This window comes from Desulfovibrio sp. An276, from assembly GCF_002159665.1.
Taxonomy (GTDB): domain Bacteria; phylum Desulfobacterota; class Desulfovibrionia; order Desulfovibrionales; family Desulfovibrionaceae; genus Desulfovibrio; species Desulfovibrio faecigallinarum.
Map to the genome: position 1 here is coordinate 49,609 of NZ_NFJC01000017.1, position 14,679 is coordinate 64,287.

General features: G+C 48.1%; 14 protein-coding genes. 1 reads left to right on the forward strand and 13 read right to left on the reverse strand.

Going from position 1 to position 14,679, the window contains the following annotated elements; translation table 11 throughout:
* Positions 1 to 28 precede the first annotated feature (28 nt).
* From B5F76_RS08405 to B5F76_RS08430, 6 genes are all read right to left on the reverse strand, one after another.
* A complete protein-coding gene (locus B5F76_RS08405; protein WP_087353252.1) occupies positions 29 to 526 on the reverse strand; it encodes a hypothetical protein in 498 nt (165 codons plus the stop codon).
* Complete coding sequence (locus tag B5F76_RS08410) at positions 508 to 2,739, reverse strand: ThiF family adenylyltransferase (RefSeq protein ID WP_087353254.1); 2,232 nt, start codon at positions 2,737 to 2,739, stop codon at positions 508 to 510. Before B5F76_RS08410 ends, B5F76_RS08405 begins: the two co-directional genes overlap by 19 nt.
* 157 nt (positions 2,740 to 2,896) lie before the next feature.
* The gene (locus B5F76_RS08415; RefSeq protein WP_087353256.1) at positions 2,897 to 4,258 is read right to left on the reverse strand and encodes a hypothetical protein; all 1,362 of its coding nucleotides are present in this window, start codon (positions 4,256 to 4,258) and stop codon (positions 2,897 to 2,899) included.
* Between the two features lie 13 nt (positions 4,259 to 4,271).
* Positions 4,272 to 5,507, reverse strand: coding sequence for a hypothetical protein (locus B5F76_RS08420; protein WP_162608772.1), 1,236 nt, complete (start codon positions 5,505 to 5,507; stop codon positions 4,272 to 4,274).
* Positions 5,508 to 5,518: 11 nt separating this feature from the next.
* Positions 5,519 to 6,922 (reverse strand): hypothetical protein, encoded by a 1,404-nt coding sequence (locus B5F76_RS08425; protein ID WP_144268434.1) that lies wholly within the window; start codon positions 6,920 to 6,922, stop codon positions 5,519 to 5,521.
* 131 nt (positions 6,923 to 7,053) lie between these two features.
* Positions 7,054 to 7,305: a hypothetical protein gene (locus B5F76_RS08430; protein ID WP_087353262.1), complete on the reverse strand. Its 252-nt coding sequence runs from the start codon at positions 7,303 to 7,305 to the stop codon at positions 7,054 to 7,056.
* Positions 7,306 to 9,185: 1,880 nt separating this feature from the next.
* Here B5F76_RS08430 and B5F76_RS08435 point away from each other — a divergent pair.
* On the forward strand, positions 9,186 to 9,986 hold the full coding sequence (locus B5F76_RS08435; RefSeq protein WP_087353264.1) for an FAD-dependent thymidylate synthase: 801 nt from the start codon (positions 9,186 to 9,188) through the stop codon (positions 9,984 to 9,986).
* 628 nt (positions 9,987 to 10,614) lie between these two features.
* On the opposite strand, the gene B5F76_RS08440 is transcribed toward B5F76_RS08435, so the two are convergent.
* The 7 genes from B5F76_RS08440 to B5F76_RS08470 form a co-directional block, all read right to left on the reverse strand.
* Positions 10,615 to 11,064 (reverse strand): hypothetical protein, encoded by a 450-nt coding sequence (locus B5F76_RS08440; RefSeq protein ID WP_087353265.1) that lies wholly within the window; start codon positions 11,062 to 11,064, stop codon positions 10,615 to 10,617.
* Positions 11,065 to 11,176: 112 nt separating this feature from the next.
* Positions 11,177 to 11,773 carry a hypothetical protein gene (locus tag B5F76_RS08445; RefSeq protein WP_087353267.1) on the reverse strand — a complete coding sequence of 199 codons (597 nt, stop codon included), beginning with the start codon at positions 11,771 to 11,773 and terminating at the stop codon, positions 11,177 to 11,179.
* A 4-nt stretch (positions 11,774 to 11,777) separates the two neighbouring features.
* Positions 11,778 to 12,371, reverse strand: a complete 594-nt coding sequence (locus B5F76_RS08450) for a hypothetical protein (RefSeq protein ID WP_087353269.1) — start codon at positions 12,369 to 12,371, stop codon at positions 11,778 to 11,780.
* Between the two features lie 2 nt (positions 12,372 to 12,373).
* Positions 12,374 to 12,889, reverse strand: a complete 516-nt coding sequence (locus tag B5F76_RS08455) for a hypothetical protein (RefSeq protein ID WP_087353271.1) — start codon at positions 12,887 to 12,889, stop codon at positions 12,374 to 12,376.
* An 11-nt stretch (positions 12,890 to 12,900) separates the two neighbouring features.
* Positions 12,901 to 13,560 (reverse strand): hypothetical protein, encoded by a 660-nt coding sequence (locus tag B5F76_RS08460; RefSeq protein WP_087353273.1) that lies wholly within the window; start codon positions 13,558 to 13,560, stop codon positions 12,901 to 12,903.
* The gene (locus tag B5F76_RS08465; RefSeq protein WP_087353275.1) at positions 13,557 to 14,135 is read right to left on the reverse strand and encodes a hypothetical protein; all 579 of its coding nucleotides are present in this window, start codon (positions 14,133 to 14,135) and stop codon (positions 13,557 to 13,559) included. Before B5F76_RS08465 ends, B5F76_RS08460 begins: the two co-directional genes overlap by 4 nt.
* Entirely contained in the window at positions 14,123 to 14,524 is a 402-nt protein-coding gene (locus B5F76_RS08470; protein WP_087353277.1) for a hypothetical protein, read from the reverse strand. Before B5F76_RS08470 ends, B5F76_RS08465 begins: the two co-directional genes overlap by 13 nt.
* Positions 14,525 to 14,679: the final 155 nt, after the last annotated feature.

A 14,679-nucleotide genomic window follows, 5' to 3' on the forward strand; every position in this document is an offset into this window, starting at 1 on the left:
AGGTTTGGTTTTCTTGCAAAAACAAACCTTAATGCGCAATAATCGTCTGCTTCATAAGCGTCCCCGGTATCCATACGAGATGCACCGGTACAGTAATTTCATCTATGATGTCCAATATGCGTGCGTGAATCCTTTTCAAATGTTCCGCGTTCGTTCTGTACACCCCCTTCAGCTGGTACTCTACCGTCCTGCTGTCCATACACACCTCGACGCTCGTCACGTCATCGTGGTGATCCCTCACATAGTTTCGCGCCCATATCAGCGCTGATTCCAATGTCTTTGCTTCTGCCAGGTTGTTCGTGGGACGCTCATGCGCACCAGCCACAACGGTCATCTTTTCCATATGCACCAGCGGCCTGCCCTCCTCTTTCAGGCGCAAGTGCTTCTCTTCACTCTCCTGTCCATGCCAGCCCCATATGGTCCCGCACGGGACCAGATACGCGGCAAAGCTTCCGCTAGCCGCCGCCTGCTTCCTGCCGTTAAACGTGCAGGCTCCGTCCGAATACATCAGCAATTTGTGGGGCATACCAAGAAGTCTCCAGGAAACACCGTCTGCGAATCGCCGTGCTTGGCCCATACCGTATTGCGTACCGAATCCTTCGAGACAACCTCGAAAGTGTTGTCTGCGAATACAAATCGGGCGCCTTGCGTCAGGGTAGACAGTGCGACTGTCTCTGTTGCGATCACGGGCTCAGGCGCCGGCTCTGATTCTACAGGCTCAAGTGGTACCAGCTGCGATATGTCCTCCATGTTGGTCAGGCTTACCAACTCCTCTGTATTACTGACAAATGTCTTGAACTCTGGAGAAGAATGTCCCTGTCTCAGTGACAGGCGTTTGAGAGAAACATGGTCGAAGGTTGCATCCAAATCATGCATATCGTAGCGCCATCCAGTCGTGACAACCGGACCGCTGCCAATATCCGGGATACTGCACATCTTGTCCCACAGCTCAGACATACCCTGCTTGAATACCATAGGACGGAACTCGGATATCCTGTGGAACTTATGTCCTGTGGCATCCTTGAACGCATCAAAGCTCTTTATGCTTGCCTTGTACTCATGGTGAGCTTTGGAATCGTTACTTTTATCATCACTGAAGTACCCCGCCACATACTTCAGTGATATGACATATCCATCGTAACTGCACAGATCACCGTTGTCCTTCTTTACGTAAAGAACCTGAACAAGATTTCCGTTACTGGCGGAATTTCGTGTATGAATACTATCAATTATACCTTGGTATCTTGGATTAATATCTATCTTACCAACAAGAAGATACGCAGTGATACAGTGATCATATACTATACTGTATATTGATTCATCGGAAACCCCGAGACCTGGCAAAAATGGTTCTCCAAGAAGCAGCATTGTAGCGAACTCCGGAACATTCCTGGCAAAGGTAAACAGTGGCAAGTGGCTGAAATACTTTTTAGTGTCAAACTCTGCCGTTGTTGTGTAATGAAGATCCTCCCTGCTGGATACAAGATCTGCGTCCTCCGTATCCAGATTTATCACCAACTGATGTGTTATCGGATTTCCCCCGAGAACAGATGCAACAGATCTGACTACAAGACATTCTTCACCGCGAATATTGAGAGCTATGTACGCATTATCACTCCTGTTACTGGAGCTTACATATCCAGGTATCCTGTTCAGTATGGGAGAGTTACCCCAATTCCATCTATTCTCCAACCAATTGTCGAAAACCATGCGGTAGCGATCCAGCTCTATCCCATTCACTATGGCCTTCGCTTGGGTTTCCGTTTTTGTTTCCGGCAGAAATTCCCTGCTGGAATTTACATACATCCAGTTAAAGTTCCTGTCCTTGCGGTCATCGCGGTAGAACTCCGTGATGTACCACGCAGGCTCGTGACTGCCTCCGCCGGTAAGCCACCAGTGGATAAACGCTCCCACATAGGAGGCCACGTTGGCGCCGGTGTAGGTAATAGCCCTGGCCGTGCATGGCTCCTGCACACCGTTCTCATCATCAAAGTAGGCTGCCCTGCGGTACATACCCTCAACAGCCGCCACAAGAGACCTCGCGCCCTCCACATTGCTTGTCTGTAGCTGACGCATCTTCTTCGGAGTATACACAAAGCAGTTCCAGTCACCCAACGCCATACGCAGGTCAATGTACAGCTGCACCTGTCGTGCGTCATCGCCAAGATCAACAATCTCGTCAATCATGCGCTTGCGGAACTCCATGTTGTCCACAGCGCTTATCACTATGTCAGGCACGTACCCGAGCAGGCTGCAAATGTGCCCAAGGTCGTTTACACGCTGTGGAAACACCTGAAGGTCAACACCACGAAACGCCAGCGCCTGTCGGCGTATGGCCTCAACCTTTGGCATACCAACATCTATCAAATTATGGGCCTGTGGGCCTATGTTCACAGTATCGACAACATCGTCATCAAATATGGCAATGTCCCTGAATCCCATACCAACAAGCACACGCCATACCCAGTTGCCAAGCCCTCCGGCGCCAACAAGCGCTATGGTAGTGTTCTGCACCATATTGGCAGGCAATACTGTGGAAAACCTCTGACTCCCCTCCTCCTGTATCTGCGCAAGCCTGGCCTCGCCCATACCCAGTATGTGCTCGCGCATGTCGTCCACAAAGCGCTCGTACTTTTCCTCAAACATATGTACCTCGCCCTGCTGCGCGGCTTCAGGCGCACTACCGCTACTGGTAAGCTCGTTGGCGAACTGTTCGAGATCGAAATCATCTCCGTCCATATTTTCCTTTTCTCCTTTTATATTTTCTTTTTCGCTAACGGCAAGTTAGCAATCAATTTTATGTCAAAAAATCATGCTTTTCTTGCCGTTAGCACCCCCTGTTTTTGCCGCAATGTCAAAAACGTGGCAAAAATAGTTAATTCGATTACCAAAAACGTTACACAATAATATTTTTAATAATTGGCTTCGCCTGCAGCAAGTCGCTCGCATAACGGCACGCCCACATACCGGCGTCCATAACAGCATCCTTATCGTCGAGTCTAAGCAGGTCGGTCACAAAATCCGAATTGTCGTACATGAACTGGTAATGCTTTCCGATGAAGTTCACCACATCGCAGAACGCATTGACATCAGCTCCATACGTATCGATAAAGCCGCTCAGAACAGCCTCTCTTGCCTGATCATCAAAATCAAGAGTCAGAATGTCTCGCATCTGCTCCAATGACTCACCCTTTATGCTCCCCTGCAGCTCCTGCCAGAACTCATTGACTTCTACCTGATCGTACACAACACCAAGGTCCATCAAATTGGCACACATGGCGTACAGTGTTTCGTACAGGCTATTGTCGGGGCTGTCGTTTGGTATTCCGTAGTTGTAGTCGTAGTCGTAATCGTAGTCGTACCTTTTGAATGGAGCTGCCTGCTGCTCTTTGTATGTATACGGCCACGCAGTATTACCACCATATGAGTAGCTGTAGTTGTTGTACTGCTGCCACACAGGCTTCGTGTAGGGCACATACTGCTCTGTTTCAGCTCCGGTAAAGGTACGGATACCAGAGAAGACATCCGCCTTGGTAGGAGCAACCCTGTCCGCAATCCAGCCATCGAGTTCGGACTTGCGCTCTTCGGTAAGCTCGCAATGCTCGCCAACGATAATCACAGGTATGTTATCGATACGCTTGAGCAACGGCTGGTACATAACGTAGGAACAGCGCACGTTACCGGACGTATTCACAACCAGGTAGTAGCGAAACGTGTCGTAGTAGCCCAGGTCATCGTGGGACAACTGCTGGTTATCGTCCGTGCCGCTCCACATGGCGCTCATGGAATGATGCGAGTGGATATGCGCTATACGGCAATGCATGTGGTTACCAAAGTCAGGATGCTCGTGCAGCTTCTCGTAGAACTTCTCCACCTCCTCGGTCCTGAATACCGAGGCAACCGAGCTGGCCTCCTGCGAGGGGAACACCAGGTCAATCGCCATGTACTTCGGCTTGAAAGCCGTAAACTGCTTGAGCACCAGGAAACCGCCCCACTCTCTGTGAGGCGATGCCTTGGCAAGATACATCACCTCTTCCCACACCTGCCTGCGGAAGAGGAACACTGGGGTACTGTCGTTGGCAAGCAGCTGGGCTACCGTAGCGTCGCCTCCATTCAGTATTTCGCAAATCTCCTCGGCAGGCGCCGGCTCCGGGATGTTTCTCTCAAGGTTGTCGAAGTTAAAGTCTATCGCCTCGTCCACATCACCAATATCGTTTATTTCTACCATCTCGGCAACTTCTGCCACCGCTGTCTCCATATCTCCTTACCTCCTACTTGCACAAATATTCGTAACTGTTGAAGTATCTTGCCACTTCAGCCGGAGAAATCAGCTCGTACCTGGTATTGTCGTCATGTTCGTCAGGGAAGGCGTAAGGAGCGAGCCTCGCCGTGAACTGCAATTCCTCCGCGCACCAGGCGTAGGGCAACAGGATAAAGTCCGACAACGTTGCTATTTTCAGCATGTAGGGCATGTCCCCATCATCCCTCTTCCAAAGCATGGCTGCGGACAACAGTGTGTGCACGCACAATACACTGCATATGTTGTAGGTATTTGTACTCCTCAGATACGCACACATATTGCCAAACTGATTGGCAAGCTCAGGGTAATCACTCTTGCTGCCCTGCAAAAACGGATACAGATTTGTCTCCATCACACTCTGGTATCTGGTTATGTCTCCCGCAACAAGACTGTTCTTGCGTGCCTTCTCGACAAACTCTTTATACCATGCGCCTGTGTATATATCCTCCATACTGTCTGCCAGGCGATTGTAAAACCTGATTATGGAATGATATTCATCTTCATCCCACCTTATTGGCGTAACAGCTGAATTGTACGAGTCACCAATATTAATATGAGTAAGCCAGTCGTACACGCTGTGCAGGAAGACGCCAATATCCTCAAGCCTGCGTATCCTTTTGAACAGCTCCACAAACCTGTTGTTGCCAGTGCATATGGTGGTGAGCCTCATTGAGTCCGAATCAGATCCATTTACGTGTGGATGCCCATAATTCTCGGAGTATGATTCAAGGCCAAGACAGTTCTCTATCTTCAAGTTCTCGGTGTTAATGTGATTTTCCACGCGTACCCTTGGGTTGACCGTATAGTTCAGCTTGGTGAAGGAACTCAGTCCCCCAGAGGAAAACGTCAGCCAGAAGGAATGTATGGGAGCATCCGCGTACACGTACTCTCCCGTATCGTTCATACTGTAGAAGAATGATCCCTTGTCGAGACCGACACTGGCTTCTCTCGGCACTCCCTCCCCACCGTAGCCACTTTCGGACACGTTGAACGTCATACGCGGGTAACTTCTGGAGGTACTTTCCGAGAGAGACTTGACTGTCATCTTTGACTTTCCAGACTTCGCGGAGGCCAGCTTTCTGTACACCTCCTGAACCTGATCCAGAAGGGACTCCAGCTTCTTCTGAAGCTCTTCGGCCTCCGTATCCTTTTTTTCGCTGAGCATCAGGAAATTCTCCACGAAAGACCTGAGCAATGGTTCATACATATAGACCACCCTTACTTGCTGAAAATTGGTATCACAGGGACAAGCATCTCGTTTACCTGCAGGTTAGGAGCCGGGGATGGCTCCTGCCCCATGTACTCGGTAAGAGAGTGCCTGCCCAGAAACACAAGACTGTCTACAATGCGAGCCGCGCCCATATACTGCTCGTCAAGCCATTCCCTGGAGGTCCTGAAGGCGATCTCGTTCTTCGCGAACACGGCAAATCTGTCTGGGACAAACAGGGTAGACCACATGGCTTGGGACTTCCTGGGAAGTACCATCAGGGGATCAGGCAGCTTCACCCTGTAAAGTTTCGCCAAAAACAGGGCGCACTCCATGGTAGCCGGCAGCAGTATCACAGGCAGATGCCTATCGCTCACAGCCTGCAGGTATGGTATGGCAGCCCTCCCCAGCTGTATTACCCCGCATTTTCCCGGCAGGGCTGGCGTCAGGGTTTGTGGTTCGGGTAGCTCTGAACCGAACACTGGCGCAAACTGTCTGGTGAAGCGTATCTCGTCCACCGCGACGCGTGGCTCAATGTATGGCGCGTTCATACCCTCGAAGAGAGGCATCTCGACAAGGTTTGTGACATACGCCATGAGAAACCTTCCGGTATACGTACCAGCGACTTCGCTCAGCCATTTGCCGACAGGAGTTTGAGGATCCCTCTCCTTCCTTTCTCGTATGGAGGCAGCGATCTGCATGCGATTGAAGTTGTCGCTCAGCGTGTCTACCTCAAGGCATTTCTGCATGATAGCCACGAGGATCTCGTCAACCTTGCGATATGTGCTGGCCATATACTCATCTGTGTCACTTGCGTTCTCGTCTGCTTCAGCCAGCACAAAGCCGAAATAGAACGCTGCCACGTAGGGGAAATCCATATGGAGCAGATACAGGGTATTGCTTATGCCGCACAGATACAGGGAAGCTTCCTTGCCAGTATACTTGTCCATAAAACCTGTTATGGCGCTCCTGTTCCGCCTCCTGTCCATGTTCTGCTTGCGTCTGCTCAGGGCGTACAGATCACCAGCAGGGTTTTCCCCGTAGGTAAGCCTCGTGACCTGATTACGTATGGCGGGAGTATGCAGCCCAGCCGAAATGGCCTCGATAAGCTCTGGGGTAAGGTTGTCCTGAAACCGTTTCGCCAGCTCTGACCAGATTATCTCCTCTCCTGATCCTCTGGCCATTTCCGCGTAAAGATCCGATATAGCGTGGCGCAGTGCCAGCGTGTTCTCGTAGGTAAGCACAGAGGATACCAGAAACTCGGTAGGAAGTTTTTCTACAAATGGAATGGGCGTGTATCTCCTGAGACTCAACCAGCCGTTTACGAATGAGGAATCCATAGGACTTGCCATGTTGTATACGGCAGTCTCCGGTATACGCGCCCCATCCGCTAGTGAGATATCAAGTATCGACATATCATGGGGTCTCGCTTGGTAAAAAAATGGGGCAAGCGGCAGCTTACCCCAGATGGTTTTCCTGGTGGTTGTTATGTGGAAAAACAGGCCCGCCCTCCTGGCAGGTATCAAGAGCGGGCCTGTTAACCTGACTAGCAGCCGGAATTTCCTGACTTATAAGACTTCGGCTGGCAGGTGATGTCGCAGTCCTCGGTCAGCTCGGTGCTGAGATCATCGACAACATCACCGTCGAGAAGAATGGTGGCCTTGCCGGGGGTAACACCCACGGCTTCGAGCACGTCGGCAATGGTGACACCCTTGCGCTGAAGAGCCTGGATGGGTTCGGCGGTGGCGGAGGGGGTAACGTTGACGGTGATGTAGTCGGCGGCGTTCATGTAAGACATAGTGGTACTCCTTTAAGAGAAATAATTTAGGGGGTAATTATCGAGGACATAAATCCCCAATAATTTCATATCCTTATAACAAAAAAGGGGGTCAAAAATTTAATTTTTTCGGCAGATATTTTGCAGTGTGTGAAATCTGCCGAAGGTTGTGGTGAAAATCTGCCGAAAATGTTGTAATCGGTAAAAAGTTTTTGCCAATTACATATTTTATTGAATTGGTCACGAATTTTAATGTTGAAAACGTGACCAACTGTAAGGTTAGTGTGGAGATAATCACGTGTGGTGGGCGACTTGCTTTTTAGGTAAGGGGTTTTTAAGGGTGGTTAGGGGATGCCAAGCGCCCGATAACCGCCACGGCAGCCGCTGATTGAAGTGTTGTGCTATCAGAACGGTTGGCGGCATGGCTGGCCGCCACGATAACCGCCACGGCAGGCGCACAGTGAAGTGTGGGGCTATCCCTACGGATGTCGTAACGGTTATCGTGGCGCTTATCGCTGTGCCTAGCGGGCGCTTTGCGCTCCTAAGCACCTCTGTTCATACCCAACCAAACCCTCGGCCAGCCGCAGCTCTTCCGGATATGCCTCAACTATGTCCATGTGCTGGCAAAAGGTTTAGCGGTCAGGTGAAATTTTTTTGAAATTTCCTTGATTTTTGCTCGATTTTGCAGTAATAACAAGATGTTGATTGTGATTTTGGGGCGGAATGGCAATTGTATAGTGATTTACTACTATTCAGATGATGTAATTTGAAAACGATTTTCAATTATACCAAATACAGCAATTGCAAGTACTTATGAAAATCGGGTTCGAAAACGCTACCGACAGCAAAAAATCAATTATGTAGTTGGTTGTCTGTCAGTAGCAAAATCGGGGTCTGCATAATCCTGTCAGTAGCATTTTTTCGTAAAGTATTACAGCATGTTGCAGAGCATGCTACTGACAGCGCATTTTGGCCCCAAAAATGCTACTGACAGGATATTCAGTAAAATCATAAAGTTATCCCATTTCTACTGAAAGATATGTCCCAACACCTCCTGGGGAACATATACATATTCGTATGGGTATAAAAAATAAAAATCGAAATTGAGAAAGCCCGGGTGGCGGTATTATATTATTATTATTATTATTATTAGATCGGATCTCTTTTATTTTTATTATTATTATTATATATGTGTAAGTATTTGATATTATTTACTTTTTTTCTAACTATCCAGAATCATTACTTTTTCTATTTCTCAATTTTTTACTCTCTAGAATATGTATATGTTCCAGACCACATGTCGGGACATATCTTTCAGTAGATCGGGCTTAACTTCTCTACATCATTGACAAACCTGTCAGTAGCTATTTTTGGGCAAAATTGAGCTGTCAGTAGCTGCTCTCGTAAGCCATTAAAATATTTTACGAAAAATACCTACTGACAGAATTATGCAGACCCCCAAAATGCTACTGATAGAAAGCAACATACATAATTGGTACCCTCTCTGTCAGTAGCTCTCTGAGAGCCAATTTTTCTAAGTGTTTGAAATCATTGATTTCACTATAATTGAAAACGATTTTCAAAAATACCCAAAAGAGTAGTTCTGTACCAATTGGAGATACAAATGCAAGTCATTGATATTATTGACAGCAGAAACAGCACATCCAGTAATTCCAACAACTTGCGTCAGAGGATATGCAATTGTGTAGCAGATTACTAATAATAGTATTTCACTACACAATTGAACGTGTAACCAATTGCATACCAAATTACTACACAATTTCAGCCCCCTTATTTTCTACCGACAGCATCACAACATAATACTGACAGAGTAGGTCAGGACAGGTTTGATTGAATGTGCAATCAGTTTTCCAACCCCTACACTATAGGAGCAAACCCCTATGAAAGAGTCCTATACCGGAAGTGGCAACGTCGTACTCATCGCCGGCGGAGGCAAGGTCTACACGGACATCGCGGCTCGTTTCGTGGCCTCTGAGCGCCCGATAACCGAGATAATAGCCTCACCGTACTCCCCCGCGATTGTCCGCAACATTCTCCAGAGCGGCCATCTTGCCGCCACAGAGTTCGATTTCTTCATCTTCGGCGTGGAGGGCTATTCCCGTGTCACCGAGACGCAACTCGTCCGCAAGCGCCTGGCCTCCTATCTTGTCAAGTCCGGCAGGGCAGAGCTTCACGGCAAGCGTGCGTTCAGCGTGGTGTATCCCCTGAGCGTGGCCCAGTTCGCAGCGCCTGTCACCCTCCCCGATGGCCAGGAGACTGTCCTTACCGGCCATGACCTCGCGGAGATCACCGAGCAGTGGTACAACAACGGCCTTGAATACGGCCTGCCCGAGGAAGACCTGCGCTACCTGAAGCCCCAGGCCACGGAGTTCAAGGCTATCATTGGCATGAACGCCCATGCCCTGCGCGACTGGTTTGCCATACGCTGCTGCCAGAACGCTCAGCGAGAGATTCGGGACATGGCCAACAAGATGCTGCATCTGTGCCAGGACGCTGCCCTGGATCTCTTCGCTGGCGCTGGACCATCCTGCGCCGTCCTTGGCTACTGTCCCGAGAACGAACGTCAGAACGCCAGGTGCAGGGGCGTCATTCCTACCAAGGATGTCGCTATGGGATTGCTGAGAGACTGGCGCCGGCAGCACGGTTCGGAGAGGGCTGAGGAGCTGCAGGGCATGCGCTAAGCGTACGATAGCCGCCACGGTTGGCGCTGTGCCTGACGTAACGCTTACCGTGGCGGTTTGCGCTGGGGTTATCGTGGCGCTCAGCCACACCACCCATCCTAACCTACCACCTTCACTACGCCACCTGAGCGCCTCGCTGAGCTCGTCAAATCAATTTTACGATACATCATACACGCAGACACAAACCCATGCCTTAGAATCGAAATATGAGAGTCGTAGAAATTGATTTTCCTTTTCAATTATGTTTTGCCAACGAGGCGTTCAGCACTACCTGACAAATTTCATAACACCTTCGAGAAGGCACCTGAGCGCCTCGCTGACGCGATTCCAGAAATTTTATGATAAATCATACATGCCGACCACAAACCCATCTTGAGTTTTTCATACCAAAGTCAAGTATTTCAAATACTTATGCTAAAAATAAGCGGAAATTTTGTGCACGACTGCGTTTTTGTTGGGCTATGCAGGGCGCTTAATGCCAGATAAAAAATTTTAAGTATACAAATAGAGGTGCATTGTTACATGTATAACAACACACCTCTATTTGTATATTAGCTAATTTTGCAGGGTAGTAGTCACGAAAAATATTGCTGCTTGCTTAATAGGTAATAAAATAATTGCTTATATGCTACTCGTCAATGAAGGGATATGCACCAATGATGGACTGCATAAGGTCATCGAAAGTGGCGTTCTCGTCACCCTCTCCTACCGTGTCAACCTCTTCGCTACCATTGGTGCAACAATGCATTGTCCACCAGCCAGAACCTTCCTTTTCGTATGTGTCGTCACCACGCATTTCCCAGTCAATACGCAGGAAGCTCGCGTCGTGCACCCTCTGTGGCCCATCGCCAACCGTGATGGCTGTCGTGCCCCAGCAGGTCCAGGAACGGAGATGAAATCCACCGAATGCCGCCCTTGATACGAAGAGCATGTATCCATTGTACTTCAGGCACGCAAAGTTCTTGTCAAACTGCACAACGTCTATCGGCAGGATGGTGATGAGGTCCGTTACCTTTTGGTTGTCATTATTGACGCAGACAAACTTGTCGTCAACCTTCTCGATAATATATTCTTCCATGGTTGTTGTCCTTAAATTAAGCTGTTTCGATACCACAACAACAAAGCGCCCGGCAAGCACAAACGCTGCGCCGGGCGCTGTTTTCGAGTTATTAAGTATTACTCAATAACTGCTATTCCTCCTCCATCCTCAGATTGTGCTCGACCAAGTGTTCCATAATCTTTCCCCACGCCTTTTTCTTCACCTCCAGGGCGCAGCAGCCGTTAACCCTGAAGTCGAGGTCGTCTGTCACAACGGCCAGCAGCATGCTTCTCTCCAGACTGCTTTCTTCGTTGCCGAAGGTCATACGCAGACAGTAGAGGTCTCGATCCTTGTTGATGTACTTGCGAACGTCTACATAGAATGAGTCACAGTCATTGTGTGTAATGAGCAGGTCGCTCACTTCATCCATGTTTTTTCCTGTGAACGCAACACCGTCATCACGGCGCCGGTAATCTTTGTATATTACGCCAAAGTCTACCAAGTACCCATCAGCTATCGCCTTCCGGAGCCCCTCGCCAAGTGTGTCGTTCATGGTGGCGATTGATGCTCCTGTCATGTAATCCTTTACAAAGCTCATACGTCCAGTATACTTGTCCTGGATGTAGTTCACCAGCTTGCACGCAAGCCTTGTGCACGCCTCTTTTGGGCTCTTGCCGGTGGACAGGAATTTTATCCCTACTACCTCGGTAGACATTGTGATTATGCCACAGCTCGTTGTTACCTTCATGGTCCTAAACCCTCCCCACTTTCAGATAGTTGTCCACAAGGTATGTCAGTAGCCTTTCCTGCACATGGTTCTTGAGCTCATAGCGGTCGTGACCGATCATGCTGATGAACAGGCCATCACGCGTCTGAACTTCCAGTCTCATTGTGTCATACATGCGGTCATCGCTATCGATTGCCACACGCATGGAGTAGAGGCCATCACCTTCCTCGCGCTTTCCAACCGATATGAAACGTATGAATTTCCGTGGTGTCTCGGTGGCGCTCCTGATCAGGTCTCCCATGTTGTACCCATCATAGTGCATACTCAGTTCTTGATGCTTGTTCTTATCGTAGACGGAGAACCACACTTGGTACCCGTCATCCACCGCTCTGCCAAACTTGTCGATAAGCTTGTCCCTCAGAAGATCAATCCGCCCCCTGCGGATAGTATCGAGCTCCTCACTGCTTATGCACATGTAGTTGTCCGGCAGGTAGTCCACCAAGTTACTCGCCATTCCTGTGACTGCCTCGCTTGGTGTTTTCCCTGGTACCTCGCAGTTCAGGCCGAGGAAGTTGTCCAGGACGGCCATGTATATGTTGTCGTTTTGTGTGATGTACATTTTTACCCCTGCACTACCAAACCACCACTGTTGCGTATGTCATCGAGAATTCTAGTAAACTCAATGCTATCTACCAGCCATTGAGCGTTCTCTAATTCATCGCCAAGTTTATTGAGTTCAGCATGCATTTCATAATAGAAGCACCTGCTTTCAGACTCTTCTAAATCATCTACACACATTCGACCACCGCAAAGACCAACAGCTACCCCATCAGACAAAAATTTCGCGAACACAGCAATCCCACCACGAGTGTTTGATAAAGTGATTATTATCTGGTGAGCGCGAAACTTCCTGTCCTTCTGTAGTATGCGAATCGTGTCTTCGAAATACTTCGCATCAGTCTCTATTTTATTCAGATTATAAAAATCTTTGTTTTGTACACGCTCGTGTGTTGGATTGGCATCATAGCTCTTGTCTATATCACATTCTATATATACTTCTTCAGAAGAGTCAGCCACTGCTCCAAAAACAGCAATACTTGTCATCGTCGTTACTGTGCATAGCTTTTCAAGAAACATTATATCGTCCTTTATACCAGTTTCGGTTGCCTGTTTAGCAGAGAGGCGCATATCTGCCAGGCAAGCTTATCGGTAGCCTTACGATAATCGCAGTTCATCAAGCTTATGTGATCTTCTGCTATGCCCATTGTAATTTTGGTAATATACTTTTCGTTATTACGAAAAGTGAATTTATGCAAAAGATATATCATATCACCGTTTGAAGATTTTTTCTCTATTCCAATAGAATCTATGTAGATTCTTCTGCACCGTACCGATTCCATAAATCTTTCATCATATGGAACGATACTTGCCCCTTCACAATATCTCTGTGGAATCATTCCCCAAACTATATTACGGTCTACGTTACATCCATACTCGACAAAACCATTCGGTATGTTGTCGGAATCAAATATGTACATCTTGGTTGGAACAACATTGTCACATATCTTGACGGTAAACCCATCGGCAGCCGCAGCGTTGAGCATGTTAATGATCGCCTCCGCCCTGCCAGCGTCTGTGTACATGTATATAATTGCCGGCCCAAGATACTTGTCGCTAAGGTTCTCCAGAAATTTGTGCGCTACCCGGTACGCGGCGGTTGACGGTGTGCTTGCCGTGGCGGTTGCCGTTTGGCCGAACGCTTCGAATGTGACTAGTACGCCGTTATCTGTGTAGTCTACGGTAATCAAAATTTGTCTCCTACTTCGCACTTCACGGCTGCAATTTTGTTTAGCATGTATTTGCACATATCGTTTGAAAAAGAGTCTATTGTATCATCCATACTCTCTTCCCAGCCAGTGAAGAGCGTATCACGGAAGTCTGGTATACGTACTCTTATATAGTAGTCGGTGCATGCTATATCTGGAAAGTTCTCATCACGATAGAACCAGTAGCCAATCTTGTTATTATCTTCCTTGAAGTTTACGAATATCCCTTCGAGCTCTACTCCCGGCCTAATGTAGCTATCGAATATTTTGTCAATTACTTCGTGGCTGTATTCTGCTTCAGGGTCAGAGAGTATAACCACTCGATGACCATCGGCCACCGCCAGGTCCAGCTTTTCGATGAGCTTTTTCTTGCCGTCATCGTCAGGCTCAAGGATGAGGTCTGGCGGTACCAGGTACTTGTCAAAAAGGTATTTGATTATGCCTGTCGACAAGTCATGCGCAGCAGTTGTCGGGTTCATATCACACGAGGAGAAAGCAGATCCTCCCAGGTGCATGCTCAGCTTGAATCCGTCATATGTCCTTTCTATATGTAGCATATATGCCTCCTTTTCCAGTTTTCGTACCAATCTTTCCTGGACGTTATGTTCAGGTCTACCCTACCGCTGCACTCAAGCAGCAGAGCACACAGCTTCCACTTCAGCCTTTCAACTGCAGCAGTACCAGTAAGAGTTTCTTCGATAATGATTCCTTCGTCAGCGAGGTGCAGATATATTCCGTAACCAGTCCCTTTGGCGATACCATTATCTTCCGTGAACGTACGCCATATGCGAACATTGCTGCCGTTCTTGAAATTCTTTTCAACACTGAACAAGGACGGTACTATGTTAAGATTACATAGACTCTCGATAACTTCAGGGCTGTATTCGAAGCGTTTGTTGATCGCCTCTATGGTTATCGTACAGTTGTCTTTCGAAAGCTTGTCCATTTCTTTGATAAATGAGCTCTTCCAGGCGGACATGTACCAGATATAGCCTAAGAGTTGGGTAAAAGTAGAACCATACGGTTATTGTGTCAACGAAATTATAATTTTTTCAAGCAATTACTTTACTCCCATTGCCGTAAATGCTATAGAAAATATGG

Coding starts and splice junctions, on each gene's coding strand:
- B5F76_RS08405 (WP_087353252.1), bottom strand. CDS start 526: ATGCCCCACAAATTGCTGATGTATTCGGACGGAGCCTGCACGTTTAAC.
- B5F76_RS08410 (WP_087353254.1), bottom strand. CDS start 2,739: ATGGACGGAGATGATTTCGATCTCGAACAGTTCGCCAACGAGCTTACC.
- B5F76_RS08415 (WP_087353256.1), bottom strand. CDS start 4,258: ATGGAGACAGCGGTGGCAGAAGTTGCCGAGATGGTAGAAATAAACGAT.
- B5F76_RS08420 (WP_162608772.1), bottom strand. CDS start 5,507: ATGTATGAACCATTGCTCAGGTCTTTCGTGGAGAATTTCCTGATGCTC.
- B5F76_RS08425 (WP_144268434.1), bottom strand. CDS start 6,922: ATGTCGATACTTGATATCTCACTAGCGGATGGGGCGCGTATACCGGAG.
- B5F76_RS08430 (WP_087353262.1), bottom strand. CDS start 7,305: ATGTCTTACATGAACGCCGCCGACTACATCACCGTCAACGTTACCCCC.
- B5F76_RS08435 (WP_087353264.1), top strand. CDS start 9,186: ATGAAAGAGTCCTATACCGGAAGTGGCAACGTCGTACTCATCGCCGGC.
- B5F76_RS08440 (WP_087353265.1), bottom strand. CDS start 11,064: ATGGAAGAATATATTATCGAGAAGGTTGACGACAAGTTTGTCTGCGTC.
- B5F76_RS08445 (WP_087353267.1), bottom strand. CDS start 11,773: ATGAAGGTAACAACGAGCTGTGGCATAATCACAATGTCTACCGAGGTA.
- B5F76_RS08450 (WP_087353269.1), bottom strand. CDS start 12,371: ATGTACATCACACAAAACGACAACATATACATGGCCGTCCTGGACAAC.
- B5F76_RS08455 (WP_087353271.1), bottom strand. CDS start 12,889: ATGTTTCTTGAAAAGCTATGCACAGTAACGACGATGACAAGTATTGCT.
- B5F76_RS08465 (WP_087353275.1), bottom strand. CDS start 14,135: ATGCTACATATAGAAAGGACATATGACGGATTCAAGCTGAGCATGCAC.
- B5F76_RS08470 (WP_087353277.1), bottom strand. CDS start 14,524: ATGGACAAGCTTTCGAAAGACAACTGTACGATAACCATAGAGGCGATC.